Below are 16,731 nucleotides of genomic sequence, written 5' to 3' on the forward strand. Positions count from 1 at the left end.
AGTGTCTTAAGATTTGATATGGGTCTACAAAATATAAGAGAATTAAAGTTTGCAAGGAGTTAATGATGGAAAAGTTAAATGTTTTTAGAGATAAAAAGGGTATAGAAAAAGTTACATTACTAATGATTTTATTTACAATTTCCCTACTTATGGGTTGTAATAATTCCATAAGCAAAGGTAAAAAAGTTGATTATATTGAGGTAGTTAAGCTATCAGATAATAAAAAATGGACTTTTTTAGAGAAGGATGAAATTGATAAATTTATAAAAGCACTAGATGATAAAGAAAAATTTAATGGAAAGTTTGAGATACGAACACCTGATTACTCTGTAGATATTTATTTTAAAAACAAATCAAAGGAAAGTTATAGTCTATGGTTAGGTGAGGAGGATAATATTCAAGGAATCTTGATGGATGAAAATACAATTTGGTATATAGATAAGAAGTCAAACCCAACTTTAAGAAAACTCTTAAGTTAAATTATTGTGGTTTTATATAGAACATTTGGTAGTTACAAAATATACTGATAAAATCTATTGATTGAAGGATGAGATAAAATATGGCAAAACAAAAGGAAATTAAAACTAATGCCATGCGCATTTTGGATAAATTAAAAATTGAGTACAATCATCAATCCTATGAATGTGACGAATTCGTAGATGGCTTGGATACTGCAGAAAAGTTGAATCTTCCATATGAACAAGTTTATAAAACGTTAGTTACCGTAGGGAGTAGTAAGGAATACTTTGTATTTGTGATTCCAATTGATAAAGAACTGGATATGAAGAAAGCGGCAAAGGCTGTGGGAGAAAAATCTATTGCAATGATAAATATAAAGGATTTGAATAGTGTAACGGGATATGTCCGTGGAGGATGCACTTCTATTGGTATGAAAAAACAGTATAAAACTATTATAAGTGATACGGCAGAAGCTTTAGGTAAAATATATGTGAGTGCAGGAAAAGTTGGTGTACAATTACAACTTACTCCTAATGATTTGTGTAGGGCTGCAAATGCTGTTTATGGCGATATAATAGTTGAACATCAGTAACTTTAGTTAGCATACGGGATAATAAAGTTATTATGGAGGTAGGTTATGAAAATAATGATAGCGTCTGATATTCATGGATCAGCATACTATTGCAAAATGATGATAGAGGCATATGAGAGAGAACAAGCGGATAAACTTTTGCTATTAGGAGACATTCTTTATCATGGACCAAGAAATGATCTGCCGAAAGATTATAATCCAAAGCAAGTAATTGAAATGTTAAATGATATGAAGGAATCTATTTTATGTGTTAGGGGAAATTGTGATACTGAGGTTGATCAGATGGTATTAAAATTCCCGATTATGGCGGACTACTGTATTCTTTATATAGAGGAGCAAATGATATTTGCTACCCACGGACATAATTTTAATGAGGAAAATCTTCCACCATTACATAAAGGCGATATTTTGTTACATGGGCATACTCATGTGCCTAAGTGTGTTGATAAGGAGGAATATATTTATATGAATCCAGGATCTGTATCTATACCTAAGGAGAATAGTAGTAATGGGTACATGATTATAGAAAATAATGAATTCATTTGGAAAGATTTTGAGGGTAGAATTTATAATCAATACTAAAGTGATTGACAAGGTATATAATTATGCTATAATCAAAAACATATAAAGCGTATGGGAATTATATGATGAAAAATATCTAAAGGAATCTGAAAAAACATTTTTTATACAGGTTCCTTTTTTATGTAACTAAAAAAATTGTTCATTCATCAGAAAGGAGCTTATTATGTTAAATCAGTTTTCAAGAACAGAACTTTTATTTGGAAAAGAGGCAATGGAAAAATTAGAAAACTCCAAGGTAGCTGTATTTGGAATTGGCGGTGTTGGAGGGTTTGTAGTAGAAGCTTTAGTACGAGGTGGAGTTGGAGAATTTGAATTAATAGACGATGATAAGGTTTGTTTAACAAATTTAAACCGACAGATTATAGCTACTAGGCAAACTGTTGGAAAATACAAAGCAGAAGTTATGAAGGAGAGGATTTTATCTATTAATCCTAAGGCTAAGGTAACAATACACAATAGTTTCTTTTTGCCACAAAATTCAGATGAATTTGATTTTAAGTCATATAGTTATATTGTAGATGCTATTGATACAGTTACAGCAAAAATAGAACTGGTTATGAAATCTCAAGAACTTGGTATTCCGATTATTAGTTGCATGGGTACAGGGAATAAACTAGACCCTACGAAATTAGAGGTTGCAGATATATATAAAACCACTATGTGTCCTTTAGCGAAAGTAATGCGACATGAACTAAAGAAAAGAAGAGTAAAACGACTAAAGGTAGTATATTCTACAGAAAAACCTAAAAGACCTATAGAAGATATGGCTATAAGTTGTAGAGCAAATTGTATTTGTCCGCCAGGAGCAGAAAGGAAATGTACGGATAGAAGAGATATACCTGGAAGCACATCCTTTGTTCCATCTGTTGCAGGATTAATTATCGCTGGGGAAGTTATAAAAGATATTACAGGTGTTCGATAAAAAATTTTAAAATCCTTTCAATGGTGGTTTTTTTATAATATTACTTCATCCCACACTTAGTGTAGGATAATTTATAACCTTTTTGTGGGATAATATAATAAGAAGAACAAAAGAAAGGAGATATTATGACAGAAACAAAAGAAACAATCGAGATAGGATGGAACTTAGACAATAGCTATGAAAGTTTGCCAGAAATATTTTTTACAAAGCAGGGATTAAGTCCTATAACTTCACCAAAATTAATTATTCTTAATGCCCCATTAGCAACTTTCTTAGGGTTAAATGTTCAAGCTCTTCAAAGTGAAGAAGGTATAGCAAATTTAGTAGGTAATAAGATTCCAAAAGGAGCATCGCCTCTAACGCAAGCATATGCAGGACATCAATTTGGAAGTTTTACTATGCTAGGGGATGGGCGTGCTTTATTGCTTGGTGAGCAAATTACTCCTCAAGGAGAGAAGGTTGATATTCAACTAAAAGGTTCTGGTAGAACTAGATATTCTAGAGGTGGTGATGGAAGGGCAGCCCTTGGTCCGATGCTAAGAGAATATATAATCAGTGAAGCAATGTATGGACTTGGTATACCCACTACTCGTAGCTTGGCAGTAGTAACAACTGGTGAGCCGATAATTCGAGAAACAGAGCAACCAGGTGCTATCTTGACACGTATAGCAGCTAGCCATATTCGTGTTGGTACTTTTCAATATGCATCTCAATGGGGAGAGAGAGAAGAACTAAAAGCATTAGCTGATTATACAATACAAAGACACTTTCCAGAGGGAATTAATAATGAGAATAAATATCTTTTCTTGCTTAAGGAAGTAATTAATAGGCAGGCGCAATTAATAGTGAAATGGCAATTAGTTGGATTTATCCATGGAGTAATGAATACCGATAACATGACTATTAGTGGAGAAACTATTGATTATGGCCCTTGTGCTTTTATGGATACTTATGATCCAGCAACAGTGTTTAGTTCTATCGATGTCTATGGGCGTTATGCTTATGGAAATCAACCGAATATTGCAGTGTGGAATCTTGCTAGACTTGCTGAAACGCTACTGCCTTTATTACATAGTGATCAAGAGCAAGCTGTAGAAATAGCACAAGAGGAAGTTTCTAATTTTGCTCAGTTATATCAAAATAATTGGTTTGCAGGAATGAGAGCAAAATTGGGAATCTTTAATGAAGAACCAGAAGATAAGATTCTTATAGAAGAACTTCTAGGTATGATGCATAAGCATAGTGCTGATTATACAAATACTTTTAGGGCATTAACATTAGATATGTGCTCGCATACAGAACTATTTACCTCACCGGAATTTAAGCATTGGTATCAGAAATGGCAGGAAAGATTAAGTAGACAACAGGAATCTAAGGACTCAGTGCAGCAATTAATGAAGAAGAATAATCCTGCGATAATTCCGCGTAATCATCGGGTAGAAGCAGCAATAGAAGCAGCTGTGAAAAATGGAGATTATAGTGTGATGGAGCAATTGCTAGACGCACTTTCAAATCCCTTTGAATATTCAGAAAAACAAGAAGAATACGCTAAGTTACCTAAGCCAAGTAAACAAAAATATAAAACTTTTTGTGGTACTTAGTATAGATTTTTAATCGTAACATATAAAGTTGTTATCATAGGTTTAAAAAGATATAGAACAAAGTGAGATTTATAATTTTTTCAATAAGGTTATAAATGCATAGTTACAATAAGTCTAGGGCATTCAAAATATACGAGAATGCCCTTTAATTTTTTTAGTTTTCAAAAACTCTTTTAACTCCTACAAGTCTTTTTGTAAAATATTCATCAGATAAGGAGGTTATAGTAACCGATCCAATACTGCCGCTTGCGTGTATAAAATCATTGTTACCGATATAAATGCCAACATGAGAAATCAGATTTAAATATTTTTTTGAATCAGGTTTTGAACTGAAAAATAAAAGATCGCCAGGTTTCATATCTGAGGGATTAGGATTTATGGAGGTAGAAATCGAATAATATTGAGGTTGTGCATCTCTTGGCAAATCAACACCATTAACACGGCAACAAATATAGGTTAAACCAGAACAATCAATACCCCATGCACTCACTCCACCCCAAAGATAAGGGACTCCTAAAAATTTTTTTGCGGTGTCTACAAAATCAATACCTGTAGTTTTAAGAATATGAGTTCCCGATGCTGTTTCTAGTGTATCAGTATCTTCTAACCAACCTATCCTATTCATAGTGAGATCTACTTTATACCAGTTGTTTATTTTTTCTATAACAGGTAGTTCTGTTCCTAAAGTTATTTCTTTTATTATTGAAGTTCCATTCATTGCTGAAAAAATACTTTTCATCTTGGATTTTATTACAACTTTTGTAGGAAGAGGATTATTAATGGTTTTATATATTTTATCTGATTTAACCCAACCAATGTACCCATCGACTACTTCGACTTTTGTCCAACCTAAGATTTCTCTTTCTATATTAACTTCTTGACAAAGGAGTGTTTGAGTTACTCTTTCAGAATTAGTCTTTGCAGATCTATAAACATCAACAACAGAGTCATTAATAATGCAAATATTGTAGGGTATGAAATTTTTAAAAAGGTTTATTGCCTTCTGGAATATAAAGAAACGTTTATTCAAAACACACAACTCCTTTAAATGAAAAATATATGAGTAAGAGAATCATTTTATCTATATAATATGGAGCTTGGATTAAGTATGTTACTTAAAGGGAGTGTTATATTATATGAAAGAAATGAATATCTTAATAGGAATTTTGTTGATTTTTTAAGAAGCTTTTAGATAAATTTTAAGCAGGTTTATTAGTGTTGAATTTAAGATAACTCTCTTTTGTTCTTGCTGTACTAATCATTATACGTACACAGAGAATAAGGATTTTAAAGTTAAGATAATGTACATTATGTGTAAAGCAAATGTTAAATATTGATATTTATACGAGTAATATTAAAATTAAGGGATAATAAGGGTTGACTTGTAATAGGCAACATTGTAATATTTTCGTAGAAATGATATTACTATTAAAAAGGGGGGATTTCCAATGATGACAAAGTTAAGAAGTAAAGTGTTTTCATTTATATTAACAATTTTAGCTGCTATTTCATTTATGGCAGTTCCAGCTAGTGCTCTTACATATTCAAGTTCATCTGTAAAGAGTAGTTGGACAAATAGTTCATATACGTATTATTCAGCAAATATAGTTAATAATGATGTTCAAATCCAAGGTGGCATTTCATATTCCCAGGCTATATCAAGAATCAAGGCAGGTCAGAGTGTAATGTGCTATAGCAAATCTACTGCACGTAATATTGCATATGCTGCTGGAGGAAACAAGACACCTGTTGGACCTGAAATTCACGGTTCACTGAATAATGGTTATTATTACCATTACCATGTTTACAACAGAGCTACTCATGCACATATTTGGTATTATTCACAAAGCTAATAGGAAGCATGAAAGATTCATAATAAAAACAAAAACAGTGTATACTACAATAAGCAAAAGCCTTCTTTAATAGTATGGCTTTTGTTTTTATACAAGGAGGGATTTATTTTGTATAGTTTGAATAACAACCCAGAAGGTCAGGTTTATAAAGAACTTTTAGATATTGCATTTGATGCTTGTGATGAATTTATCCTGGTTCAGAGACCGGATATGGATTTTGAAGAAAGTGCTCAAAGGATTATCAAATTATTAGAACCTTTCCTAATAGAAAAAAAGAAAAGCAGAAGTTGGCCAGGAACAACACTGCTAGAGCAGATTGCTGATGTTTACAGATATAGAGCAGATAAAGAAGCTCAAAAGATTCTCCTTGAAGCAACAGAAAGTTTATATTCATGGGTACAGCCTAAACTACCAGAAGACTTATGTTTCTTTAAAAATAAAAATACATGGATGTCTAGCACAGCGCATGAAAGACAATGTGATTTTGAAAGCCTATCAGATGATGAGGTTTTAAGGCTTAAAAAACTTTCTGGTTTACAAATCCGAAAAATATAATAAATTAATAGATTTAAATAAAACTAGATGTTATTAGAAGGTTTCTGAGGATATTACCTTGGAACTTTTATTTTTAAGAAGATAAAAACAATCTTATTCAATTTAGCAGACAAGTATAAATAATTATAATAAGTTTTATAAGAGAAAAGCTAAAAGCCATTGTAAAAATGACTATCTATCAATTGTAAACAGCATAGTTCATACAATGGCATTTTGTTATTTATTTTATAGTATGTAAGCTTCAATAATGAAACTCCATTTAAAATTCTGTGGCATAGCCACAAAGTTTGATAGGTTGAGAGACAACTTTATTGCAACATATATAGTAAAGGGTTTATACTTTTAATATTTGTAATAACTTATCCTATGTCTTTTTTTCTAAAGTTCATAATGCTCATAAGAATGAAAAATATTAGATATGCGAATACATAAACTATCATCCAGCCACTTGGAGTAGTTGAAGCTCCTCCAGTCATGCCAAAGCCCATTAGTGGACTAAATGCCCCTAAGGAGGTAAAAATAGTAGAAATCATTTTTCTATAAACTACTTCAAAAGGGGAAATTAAGCTAGAAATTATTCCTAAGGTGGAAAGGGAAGAGTTGCTAGTAAATGTTCCAACTTGTTCTATTACTCCGCCTATTGTCCCAAGGATGTATATAGCAATTATTAAGATTCCATTGTTTAAAGTTTTAAATATAGTACTTCCATAAAGAGCTAGAGCTAATATAGTTAGAGGTTCAAGGATAAAGAACAAGAAACCTTTAGCTAAAGCTACTATCCCGAAGGTTTCAATAATAGATATTTTAGTCATAGTTGATAGAAGAATTACTGCTATAAAAAGAATAGCACTGTATAAAATAATAAGAACAGCTGTGCCAAAATATTTTCCAATAATATATGAACTTCTTTTAATCGGCTTTGTTAAAATGGTCAAAACAGTACCACTTTCTATTTCGGAAGATACTATGCCTATAGACAGCATAACAGTTAAAAAGGCTACAAGCATGCTTGAAAAATAAAATCCTAGTATAGAGATTATAGAGGAAAAACCCGAAATCATGCTTATTACGCTATCATTCATATTTATGTTTTTTCCTATATATCTGAATATTATTGATAATAGGATAAGATACAATATAGTTAGTATGCCTATAAAATGAAAGATTTTCTTTCTATAGATTTCTTTAAAGGTTGACAGTGCGATGGCCAACATTATTCTTGCCCCCTTTCAACAAGCTTAATAAATAACTCTTCCAAGCTATTTCTATGAGGTGTAAGACCATAGAGTTTTCCACCACCAGCTATAATTAATGATGCAATGTCATGTATTTGTCGGTTCTGGTTTATATGCATTTTTATATTTTTCCCATCGAAAACTACATCTTCATCAATTTTTTCAAGCTTATTTAAAATTTCATTAGTTATATCTTCAGCATGAATGTCTAAAACCGTGTCTCCTTCTAAGAGCTCATTCATTTTACCTTGCTTTATGATGGTTCCTTTACTGATAATTGCTGCACTATCACATACCATCTCTACTTCACTTAGAAGATGACTATTTAAAAATACAGTTTTTCCTCTGTTTTTTAATTCAATCATAATATCTCTAACTTCTTTTCTGCCAATAGGGTCTAGAGCAGAAGTTGGTTCATCTAAAAATAGAAGTTCTGGATCGCAAAGGAGAGCACTGGCAATGCCTATTCGCTGTTGCATTCCTTTACTGTAGGTTCCGATTTTATTCTTTTCAGCCCCTTTTAGATTGACGATTTCAAGGACTTCATCTATTTTTTTTGTTGAAGTCTTTTTATCTAGCTTATATAGTGAAGCGTGGAAGGACAGGAGGTCTAGTCCTGTCATCCATTCTTGATATTTAAAAAGTTCAGGTAAGTAACCTATTTTTCTCTTTGCTTCAATGTCACCAATGGGTTTACCTAGTATATTTGCAGTCCCTGAGGTAGGAAATAGTAATCCTACAATAGTTTTTATAAAGGTACTTTTACCAGCACCATTTGGACCTAAAAATCCATAAATTTCGCCTTGAGGAACAGCTATACTTATATCTTTACAACCTTTATTATTCTTATATATTTTAGAAAGGTTTTCTGTCTCAATCACCAATTATATCACCTCATAGTTTTTGCAATTTCGAGAATTTCATTTTTATCAACATTACCATAAAGACTAATTAACACATCATTTTTAAGGATTAAGACATAAGAGTTTTTGTTTTCATTAGTGTCTTCAAAATGTCCCACAGCTTTTGTGCCACCTAAATCTAATTCTTCAAATTCATTTTCTACATTAGGAACATATAATGTATTTTGCCAATCCTTCATGGATTTTAATTGTTTTTGAATGTTTGGAGGCAGCACGGATAATTCTGAAAGCGCGTTGAATATTTCATCAACATTTGCATCAGCTGGTGCAAGAAGTTCTGGAACTTTACTTTCCGTTACTGATATATGCTTGTTATCTGCAACATCTCTATAGCTGACATTTAATATTCCTGAAGTGTTAAACGAAAAAGTTTTCCCGTCTAAGTCTTTAGGAAAAATATTTTTACCACCTAAAGATTTAAGAATTTCATTTACATTTTCTACATTAAGAGTAAAGTCTATTTTTGAAGGTTCATCTATTACGACGCTTTCTATAGTCTTATCTGAAAGAGCCGTTGGAAGAGATAGTGTGAATGGTAAAGTAGTCTTTGCTTCATCGAGGGTTACAGTCTTTCGTTCACCACCGTGGAAGTTTACTTTACCTATTTTATCAATATCTATATCTGTCTTATGTTCTTGCAATGCTTTCTCGAGGTCATTAATATCAGATAGAGAAATATCTACACTTTTAATCTCTTTTGCTCTAAAAATTGATACTGCATCTATAATTGTCGCTCTTATTGGTTCTACTGTGACACAAGTAGTTATTGCAAGAGCTGCACAGGCAGCTACAGCTATATTTTTATATTTTTTCATATCTTTAAACACTCCTTTTTTACTTTTCATTTCTATATTTAAATTTGTTGGTTTTAGATTGCTTACATTAAAATCTTCCTTATATACATTTAGTTTTTCCAAAGTAAACTTATTTAAAGAGTTTAATTCTGTATAAGTTTCCTTACACTTTTCACATTGAGAAAGATGAATTTCTATCTCTTTCATTTCGAAATCATTAAGTTCTTTATCAATATATGCCTGAATCAATCCCTCATTTGGACATTTCATTTTCTATTCACCCCTTCTTCTGCTTTTAAGTAGTTTTCTTTAAATTTAGCTTGTGCTCTTGAGATAACTGTGCCCACAGAATTTTTATCAATTTTGATTGTTTCTGCAATTTCACTATATTTATATCCTGAAAACTTAAGAAGTAAACACATTCTGTCTCTTGGGGAAAGCATATTTAAGACTTTTCTAGTTAAGTTTATTTCGCAATTATTAATGGCAATTTCTTCAATTGAAATTATGTTACTTACTTCTTTTTCATAGATTATCTCATTTTTATTTTCATGGTTTTTCTTATCTCTTATATAGTTATATGAAATGTTAGTAGAAACCTTATTTAGCCACGCAGCAATATTATCATGGTCAGGTGGTGAATTATATAACTTCATAAATACCTCCTGTGTTAAATCTTCAGCAACATGCATATCCCCAGTGAGGTAGGATATTTTTTTGTAAATGGGGTTATAAAATTCTTCGTATATATTTTTTAAGCTTTGCTTATCTTTTTTCTTTTTAAAATAGCTGATAACACCCATACTTTTGCTTTTATTCCTCCTCTCTAGGTATCATGATTCAAAAGCTTTTGATAATAGATTTTTTTGTTTAATTTCGGTACCTATATTATTAACACATAAGAGCTAGAGTTTGTGACAAAGTGTTAGAAAAAAATTTTTTAAATTTATTTGGATGTATAAATCCTTTAATTTAAATACACATTTAAGCGGTTAAAATATTTAAATATATATTCAATAGGATTTCAACATGGAATAGTGTGATACCTTTTTTATTGATCTTGTTATGAAGTATCAATATATAAAAACTAAGTTTTATTATAAAGTTTTAAATTTATTAAAAGCAAAGAATTAGTCCTAAAATATGAATTCGAAAATTATGTAAGATAAATTCAAGTGAATCCTTAAGATAAGAATTTTATGGCAAACTTAAATAAGAAAAATTAGTTAATAGTAAAGAGTATTATTAGATTTTACATAAAATCAAAGTTAAATTGAGCCTAGTAGCGAAAACGCTAATTATGTCGTTTGTTGACATGCGTCCAAGCTATATGGTATCATTCATATTATAGCGTCAATTTAGTGTGATAAATTGATAAAGAGATAAAAGACTAAAAAATTATGGAGGGGCTATGAGAAAAAAATTAGGGTTATTATTAGTAATAGTACTTGTATTTACTTCATTGGTTGGATGTGGAAGTAAGAGTTCAGAAGTAAAAAAAGAGAAATTTACTGTTGGATTTGATGCGGAATTTGAGCCATATGGTTTTATGAACGAAAATGGGGAATATGTAGGGTTCGATCTTGATTTAGCACAAGAAGTCTGCAAGCGTAACAATTGGGAATTAGTAAAACAGCCGATAGATTGGGACGCAAAGGATATGGAATTAGAGTCTGGTTCCATTGATTGTATTTGGAATGGTTTTACTATCAATGGGCGTGAAGATAAATATACATGGAGTTCTCCTTATGTAAACAATAGTCAAGTATTTGTAGCAACGACTTCTTCTGGTGTAAAGAAGAAAAATGATTTAGCCGGAAAGATAGTTGCAGTACAAAAAGACTCTTCTGCATTAGCAGCATTAAATGCTGAAGAAAATGCAGGGCTTAAAAACTCTTTTGCTAAAATAGTAGAGTTTGGTGATTACAATACTGCTTTTATGGAATTAGAAATGGGCACTGTTGATTCTATAGCAATGGATATTGGTGTTGCAAAAGCTCAGATGGAATCTCGTGATAACAAAAAGTTCAATATATTAGAGCAGTATCTCTCAACAGAAAAATACGGAGTTGGATTTTTACTAGGAAACGAAAAGCTTAGAGATAAAGTAGAGACTTCATTACAAGAAATGTTGAAGGATGGAACTTTCTTAGAAATCGCAACAAAGTGGAAGTTACAAGATAGTATTTGTTTAGGCGAATAGTTAATAAAAAAAGGCAGATCACCTGCCTTTTTTAGGTTAAATGATTATCTAAAATGGAGGAACTTTTATGAGTTTGTCAATTATGTTATCACAATTAGGAAAGGGATTTATTTATACTATTGAGATTTTTGCACTTACCTTACTGTTTGCATTGCCACTTGGATTACTTATATCTTTTGGTAGAATGTCAAAAAACTTTTTGGTACGTGCAGTAACTAAATTTTATATCTCAGTGATGCGTGGTACGCCACTAATGCTACAATTAATTGTAGTTTATTTTGCACCATATTATGTGTTTAAAATCCAGCTTGGAAATTCATATCGTTTTATAGCGGTTATTATTGCATTTGTATTAAATTATGCAGCGTACTTTGCTGAGATATATCGTTCAGGAATTGAATCTATACCAGTAGGACAATATGAAGCTGCGAAGGTATTAGGTTATACGAAAAGCCAAACTTTCTTTAAAATTATATTGCCACAGGTCATTAAACGTATTTTACCACCAGTAACTAATGAAACAATTACCTTGGTAAAAGACACCTCTTTAGCTTTTGTATTATCTATTGTAGAAATGTTCACTGCGGCAAAACAAGTTGCAGCTTCAGGGACAACAATGATGCCATTAATGGTTGCAGGCTTGTTCTATTATATATTTAATTTATTAGTTGCTATAGCAATGGAACAAGTTGAAAAGAAACTAAGCTATTACAGATAAAGGAGAATATTATGAAGATATTGGAAATTAATAACATGAAAAAATCTTTTGATAACTTAGAAGTAATCAAAGATATCTCATTATCCGTAAATGAAGGTGAGGTTTTATCTATTATTGGTCCGTCAGGTTCGGGTAAATCTACAGTGTTACGTTGTGCAACAATGCTTGAAACAATGGATAGTGGGGAACTTATTTATCTTGGTGAGCATGCAGCTCGTAAGGATGTAGACGGTAAAAGTATATATGCCTCAAAAAAAAATTTGAAGAGAATTCATAAACATTTCGGTTTAGTATTTCAAAATTTCAATCTTTTCCCACACTATACTGTTTTAAAAAATATCATTGATGCTCCTATAACTGTAGATAAGATTAGCAAAAAAGAAGCAGAGGAACGTGCAATGGTGCTTCTAAAAAAACTAGGATTAGAAGATAAAAAGGACGCTTATCCATTTCAATTATCAGGTGGACAACAACAACGTGTATCAATAGCTAGAGCATTGGCACTTCAGCCTAAAATACTTTTCTTTGATGAACCTACTTCCGCATTAGACCCTGAATTAACAGGAGAAGTATTAAAGGTTATTAAAGAGTTAGCTAAAGAAAAAATGACGATGATTATAGTTACTCATGAAATGCAGTTTGCTAAAGAACTTTCAGATAGGATTATTTTTATGGAGAATGGAATAATTCAAGAAGAAGGCACACCTGAGGAAGTGTTTACGACTGATAATTCTCGTGTTAAAGAATTCATAGGCAAGTTCATAGGATAGTTAAAAATATATTTTATATATAAATAGTGGTTATTAAAAAAGCTTCTGAGGATTTTACCTCGGAAGCTTTTTAAAATTTATATAAACTTTACTGTTGGAGCGACATAGAAGGTATGTAGAATTATTTCGGTATTAATAAAATTTAGGCAGAAGCTTTATTGGAACATATATAAGTTTTATTATCCAAGCTAAGTTCAAGAAATCAAAAATAGCAAGGTATTGGAAATGGTAATGGTAATGTGCAACCTTTATTGAAGCTAAACATTTTAGAATGGATAAAAAAAATCTGATGTTTTGTAATTTAGATTCATATGAGAGATAACTATCTACCTTTATGGTAAAAATTATAAAATAAGGTAATTAAAGAATAGAAAACTACATAATAATGAACGGTGGGGATAACAAGATTAAGTAATTAGTCAGATACATATCACCACTAAATTAATACTTATAATTAGAATCCAGCACAGGAAAGGAGCAAAGTAAACATGAAGAAATTACTATTTATACTTTCTGAATATGGCTATTGGGGAGAGGAACTGATAGGACCATTAGAAACTGTTGAAAAAGCTGGTTATACTGTAACCTTTGCAACTTCTCATGGCAGAAGGCCACATGCACTTCCACCAAGTATGGATGATACTTTTATTGATCCACCATTAGGAAGACCAGTGGTATCTAAGGAAATGGCACAAAAGGTTAAAGAATTAGAGGCTTCAAGCAAACTTGATAATCCAATTAATCTTTCAGAGTTGCTTCCAGAGAGACCATATATGAGTAGTAGCACATATTTAAGAGAATTTGAGGCCTATAATGAAGGTGTTGAACGTGTTGAAGAAGAGCTAAAAGAATATGATGCAATTCTTTTAGTTGGAGGTAGTGGACCAATTGTTGATATGGTTAATAATCAGAGAGTTCATGACTTAATACTCGCTTTTTACAGACTTGGAAAACCAGTTGTTGCAGAATGTTATGGTGTTGCATGTTTAGCCTTTGCAAGGGAGTACTGGACTAGAAAAAGTATAATTTGGGGAAAACGAGTTACAGGACATCCACTTGAATATGATTATAAGGATGGTACTGGATTTATAGGCGTTGACTTTAATATGGGGCCTCCACCGTATCCACTTGAATTCATTTTAAGAGATGCTGTAGGACCTGATGGACAATTTATAGGAAATGTAGGAAGAACAATATCTGCTATTGTTGATTATCCTTTTATCACCGGAAGGTCAACAGCAGATTCATATAAAACAGGGGAACTGCTAGTTCAGGTTTTAGAAAATGGTTTGAAAAGATATGGTTGGTAGGAAACAAAACTTGAGGTGAGAGAATGAATGTTAAAACAGGAAAAGAAGCTATAATTGAGCAATTCCTTGCAGATGGGATTACTCATATGTTTGGTAATCCAGGAACTGTTGAGCAAGGATTTTTAGATGCTTTAGAGAAATACCCAGATTTCCATTATATACTGACACTACAAGAATCTATTGCAGTTGCAATGGCTGATGGATATGCTAGAAAGACAAAAAAGCCTACAGTCGTACAATTGCATTCCGGCGTAGGCTTAGGAAATGGAATAGGAATGATATATCAAGCAAAAAGAGGTCATGCTCCTTTAGTGGTTATCAATGGTGAGTCTGGGATAAAATACGAAGCCATGGATGCTCAAATGGCAGCAGATGTAGTTGCTATGGCAGAGCCTGTTACAAAGTGGTCAACAAAAGTTGTTGATCCCGAATCTCTTTTGAGAGTGTTGAGAAGAGCAATAAAAATCGCTACAACGCCTCCAATGGGACCAGTTTTCGTGTGCCTTCCTATGGATATTTTAGATGCACCTATTCAGGATGAAATAGTACCTACATCTATATTAAATACTCGTTCTTATCCAGAAGAAAAAACCTTAGAATCAGCGGCAGAAATTCTAGCAAGTGCTAAGTACCCTATGATAATAATGGGAGATGGTATTACTTTCTCTGGGGCACAAGAAGAGTTAGTAAAAGTTGCAGAGCTTATAGGTGCAGAGGTTTGGGGCGCAGATTCTTCAGAAGTAAATATTTCTGCTTCACATCCACAATTTAGAGGACTTTTAGGACATATGTTTGGAGAACAATCAAAGAAAGATGTAGAAGAGGCAGATGCAGTTCTTATTGTAGGAACATATATTTTCCCAGAAGTTTTCCCTCTACTAAAAGGTATTTTTGCAAACGGAGCTAAGCTTATTCATGTTGATCTAGATTCTTATGAGATAGCTAAGAATTTTCCAGTAGATATAGGTATTGTAAGTGATCCTAAAAGTACTCTTTCTAAGTTAGCTGAGGTATTAGATAAAACTATGGCGCCAGATCAACGGCTTATAGCAGCTTTAAATATTAGTAGGATGGTTAAGGAAAAAGCGAAAACTATAGAGGAAATGAATTCAAAGGATGAAAAGTTAATGAATTCATTTCCTATATACCCTCCAAAATTTATGCAGGAACTTGCAAGACAACTTCCAAAAGACGCAATAATATTTGATGAAGCATTAACTTCTTCTCCAGATCTTAATAGATATATTCCTGCAACCGTGCCAGGTCAGTTTTTTCAGACAAGAGGTGGCTCATTGGGAGTCGGTATACCAGGAGCTATGGGAATAAAATTAGCGGCTAAGGATAAAACAGTTATTGCTTTTACTGGTGATGGTGGAAGTATGTATACAATCCAAGCTTTGTGGACTGCAGTACATCATAATATAGATGCAAAGTTTATTATTTGTAATAATAAAAGCTATAGATTATTGATGCAAAACATTGATCAATATTGGAAAGAACGAGATATACCTAAGCATGAGTATCCAAAGTCATTTATTTTAGATAACCCAGATATTCGATTTGATCAATTGTCAGAGTCTATGGGAGTGTCTGCATTAAGAATTGAAAAGCCAGAAGAAATTGCAGATGCTGTACAAAGAATGCTCAGTACAAAAGGCCCATTTCTTATTGATCTTGTAATTGAAAATAATCAATATACAAGTGAAAGTGTTTGTAAGTGTGGGCAGTAATTTATAGGTAGGAGGTAATATTATGCTTACAAGGTATGAAGTAAATGAATTAGTATTTAAGTGGTTTAGAAAACTTGATATACATGACACTGTTGAAGGGTTTTTACCATTATTAGTAGCAGAAGGCCTTGAAATGAATTTACCAGAGGGAACCTTTAAAGGGATTGAAGGCTTTACAGAATGGCATCACAACATAGTAAACAAATTCTTTGATCACACACATACTTTAGCTATAGTTGATATAGAAATTGAAGAAGAAAAAGCAAAAGTGAAGGTTGTTGTAAATTGGCAAACTAAAATATGGAATCCACCTGATGTAAAGAGCACATGGCTAGGCTTTGACGCTTATCAGACTTGGATTGTTGAAAAAGATAGTAAAACAGGAAAGGCAGTTATTGCAAAGTATACTGTTGATAACCTTGAACCTATGCTTGGTTCAGCTTCGTTATGATTATATAAAGGAAATTAAGGGGGATTAATTATT

At 32.2% G+C, this 16,731-nt stretch carries 18 protein-coding genes; 13 read left to right on the forward strand and 5 right to left on the reverse strand.

Going from position 1 to position 16,731, the window contains the following annotated elements; all coding sequences use genetic code 11:
- The first annotated feature begins 65 nt into the window (after positions 1-65).
- The 5 genes from CLOCEL_RS02230 (at position 66) to CLOCEL_RS02250 (ending at position 4,156) form a co-directional block, all read left to right on the forward strand.
- Positions 66-479, forward strand: coding sequence for a YhfM domain-containing protein (locus tag CLOCEL_RS02230; RefSeq protein ID WP_010075031.1), 414 nt, complete (start codon positions 66-68; stop codon positions 477-479).
- Positions 480-559: 80 nt separating this feature from the next.
- Positions 560-1,051 carry a Cys-tRNA(Pro) deacylase gene (ybaK, locus tag CLOCEL_RS02235; protein WP_010075030.1) on the forward strand — a complete coding sequence of 164 codons (492 nt, stop codon included), beginning with the start codon at positions 560-562 and terminating at the stop codon, positions 1,049-1,051.
- A 45-nt stretch (positions 1,052-1,096) separates the two neighbouring features.
- Positions 1,097-1,633, forward strand: a complete 537-nt coding sequence (yfcE, locus tag CLOCEL_RS02240) for a phosphodiesterase (protein WP_010075029.1) — start codon at positions 1,097-1,099, stop codon at positions 1,631-1,633.
- A 163-nt stretch (positions 1,634-1,796) separates the two neighbouring features.
- A complete protein-coding gene (locus CLOCEL_RS02245; RefSeq protein ID WP_010075028.1) occupies positions 1,797-2,555 on the forward strand; it encodes a tRNA threonylcarbamoyladenosine dehydratase in 759 nt (252 codons plus the stop codon).
- Positions 2,556-2,680: 125 nt separating this feature from the next.
- Positions 2,681-4,156: a protein adenylyltransferase SelO gene (locus CLOCEL_RS02250; protein WP_010075027.1), complete on the forward strand. Its 1,476-nt coding sequence runs from the start codon at positions 2,681-2,683 to the stop codon at positions 4,154-4,156.
- Positions 4,157-4,310: 154 nt separating this feature from the next.
- Here the strand turns inward: CLOCEL_RS02250 and CLOCEL_RS02255 are convergent, their stop codons facing one another.
- The gene (locus tag CLOCEL_RS02255) at positions 4,311-5,186 is read right to left on the reverse strand and encodes a C40 family peptidase (protein ID WP_010075026.1); all 876 of its coding nucleotides are present in this window, start codon (positions 5,184-5,186) and stop codon (positions 4,311-4,313) included.
- Positions 5,187-5,604: 418 nt separating this feature from the next.
- Here CLOCEL_RS02255 and CLOCEL_RS02260 point away from each other — a divergent pair, with 418 nt between their 5' ends.
- Together CLOCEL_RS02260 and CLOCEL_RS02265 are read left to right on the forward strand one after the other, a co-directional pair.
- Complete coding sequence (locus CLOCEL_RS02260; protein ID WP_010075024.1) at positions 5,605-6,009, forward strand: hypothetical protein; 405 nt, start codon at positions 5,605-5,607, stop codon at positions 6,007-6,009.
- A 108-nt stretch (positions 6,010-6,117) separates the two neighbouring features.
- Positions 6,118-6,564: a hypothetical protein gene (locus tag CLOCEL_RS02265; protein ID WP_010075023.1), complete on the forward strand. Its 447-nt coding sequence runs from the start codon at positions 6,118-6,120 to the stop codon at positions 6,562-6,564.
- Positions 6,565-6,923: 359 nt separating this feature from the next.
- On the opposite strand, the gene CLOCEL_RS02270 is transcribed toward CLOCEL_RS02265, so the two are convergent.
- Genes CLOCEL_RS02270 through CLOCEL_RS02285 form a run of 4 tightly spaced genes read right to left on the reverse strand, consistent with a single transcriptional unit; the run spans position 6,924 to position 10,319 of the window.
- Positions 6,924-7,778, reverse strand: coding sequence for an ABC transporter permease (locus CLOCEL_RS02270; protein ID WP_010075022.1), 855 nt, complete (start codon positions 7,776-7,778; stop codon positions 6,924-6,926).
- A complete protein-coding gene (locus tag CLOCEL_RS02275) occupies positions 7,778-8,683 on the reverse strand; it encodes an ABC transporter ATP-binding protein (RefSeq protein WP_013291590.1) in 906 nt (301 codons plus the stop codon). The genes CLOCEL_RS02270 and CLOCEL_RS02275 overlap by 1 nt, the downstream gene beginning before the upstream one ends.
- Positions 8,684-8,688: 5 nt before the next feature.
- Positions 8,689-9,786: an anti-sigma factor family protein gene (locus CLOCEL_RS02280; protein WP_010075020.1), complete on the reverse strand. Its 1,098-nt coding sequence runs from the start codon at positions 9,784-9,786 to the stop codon at positions 8,689-8,691.
- Positions 9,783-10,319, reverse strand: a complete 537-nt coding sequence (locus CLOCEL_RS02285; RefSeq protein WP_010075019.1) for a sigma-70 family RNA polymerase sigma factor — start codon at positions 10,317-10,319, stop codon at positions 9,783-9,785. The genes CLOCEL_RS02280 and CLOCEL_RS02285 overlap by 4 nt, the downstream gene beginning before the upstream one ends.
- Before the next feature lie 608 nt (positions 10,320-10,927).
- Here CLOCEL_RS02285 and CLOCEL_RS02290 point away from each other — a divergent pair.
- The 6 genes from CLOCEL_RS02290 to CLOCEL_RS02315 all read left to right on the forward strand — a co-directional run bounded on the left by CLOCEL_RS02290 (position 10,928) and on the right by CLOCEL_RS02315 (position 16,698).
- The gene (locus CLOCEL_RS02290; RefSeq protein WP_010075018.1) at positions 10,928-11,719 is read left to right on the forward strand and encodes an amino acid ABC transporter substrate-binding protein; all 792 of its coding nucleotides are present in this window, start codon (positions 10,928-10,930) and stop codon (positions 11,717-11,719) included.
- A gap of 67 nt (positions 11,720-11,786) precedes the next feature.
- Positions 11,787-12,437, forward strand: coding sequence for an amino acid ABC transporter permease (locus CLOCEL_RS02295; protein ID WP_010075017.1), 651 nt, complete (start codon positions 11,787-11,789; stop codon positions 12,435-12,437).
- A gap of 11 nt (positions 12,438-12,448) precedes the next feature.
- Entirely contained in the window at positions 12,449-13,207 is a 759-nt protein-coding gene (locus tag CLOCEL_RS02300) for an amino acid ABC transporter ATP-binding protein (RefSeq protein ID WP_010075016.1), read from the forward strand.
- A 488-nt stretch (positions 13,208-13,695) separates the two neighbouring features.
- Complete coding sequence (locus CLOCEL_RS02305; RefSeq protein WP_010075015.1) at positions 13,696-14,517, forward strand: type 1 glutamine amidotransferase domain-containing protein; 822 nt, start codon at positions 13,696-13,698, stop codon at positions 14,515-14,517.
- A 23-nt stretch (positions 14,518-14,540) separates the two neighbouring features.
- A complete protein-coding gene (locus CLOCEL_RS02310; protein WP_010075014.1) occupies positions 14,541-16,247 on the forward strand; it encodes a thiamine pyrophosphate-binding protein in 1,707 nt (568 codons plus the stop codon).
- A gap of 22 nt (positions 16,248-16,269) precedes the next feature.
- Positions 16,270-16,698, forward strand: a complete 429-nt coding sequence (locus tag CLOCEL_RS02315) for a nuclear transport factor 2 family protein (protein ID WP_010075013.1) — start codon at positions 16,270-16,272, stop codon at positions 16,696-16,698.
- Positions 16,699-16,731 lie beyond the last annotated feature (33 nt).

Source organism: Clostridium cellulovorans 743B (assembly GCF_000145275.1).
Taxonomy (GTDB): Bacteria; Bacillota; Clostridia; order Clostridiales; family Clostridiaceae; genus Clostridium_K; species Clostridium_K cellulovorans.

Coding starts and splice junctions, on each gene's coding strand:
- CLOCEL_RS02230 (WP_010075031.1), top strand. CDS start 66: ATGGAAAAGTTAAATGTTTTTAGAGATAAAAAGGGTATAGAAAAAGTT.
- ybaK (WP_010075030.1), top strand. CDS start 560: ATGGCAAAACAAAAGGAAATTAAAACTAATGCCATGCGCATTTTGGAT.
- yfcE (WP_010075029.1), top strand. CDS start 1,097: ATGAAAATAATGATAGCGTCTGATATTCATGGATCAGCATACTATTGC.
- CLOCEL_RS02245 (WP_010075028.1), top strand. CDS start 1,797: ATGTTAAATCAGTTTTCAAGAACAGAACTTTTATTTGGAAAAGAGGCA.
- CLOCEL_RS02250 (WP_010075027.1), top strand. CDS start 2,681: ATGACAGAAACAAAAGAAACAATCGAGATAGGATGGAACTTAGACAAT.
- CLOCEL_RS02260 (WP_010075024.1), top strand. CDS start 5,605: ATGATGACAAAGTTAAGAAGTAAAGTGTTTTCATTTATATTAACAATT.
- CLOCEL_RS02270 (WP_010075022.1), bottom strand. CDS start 7,778: ATGTTGGCCATCGCACTGTCAACCTTTAAAGAAATCTATAGAAAGAAA.
- CLOCEL_RS02280 (WP_010075020.1), bottom strand. CDS start 9,786: ATGAAATGTCCAAATGAGGGATTGATTCAGGCATATATTGATAAAGAA.
- CLOCEL_RS02285 (WP_010075019.1), bottom strand. CDS start 10,319: ATGGGTGTTATCAGCTATTTTAAAAAGAAAAAAGATAAGCAAAGCTTA.
- CLOCEL_RS02290 (WP_010075018.1), top strand. CDS start 10,928: ATGAGAAAAAAATTAGGGTTATTATTAGTAATAGTACTTGTATTTACT.
- CLOCEL_RS02295 (WP_010075017.1), top strand. CDS start 11,787: ATGAGTTTGTCAATTATGTTATCACAATTAGGAAAGGGATTTATTTAT.
- CLOCEL_RS02300 (WP_010075016.1), top strand. CDS start 12,449: ATGAAGATATTGGAAATTAATAACATGAAAAAATCTTTTGATAACTTA.
- CLOCEL_RS02305 (WP_010075015.1), top strand. CDS start 13,696: ATGAAGAAATTACTATTTATACTTTCTGAATATGGCTATTGGGGAGAG.
- CLOCEL_RS02310 (WP_010075014.1), top strand. CDS start 14,541: ATGAATGTTAAAACAGGAAAAGAAGCTATAATTGAGCAATTCCTTGCA.
- CLOCEL_RS02315 (WP_010075013.1), top strand. CDS start 16,270: ATGCTTACAAGGTATGAAGTAAATGAATTAGTATTTAAGTGGTTTAGA.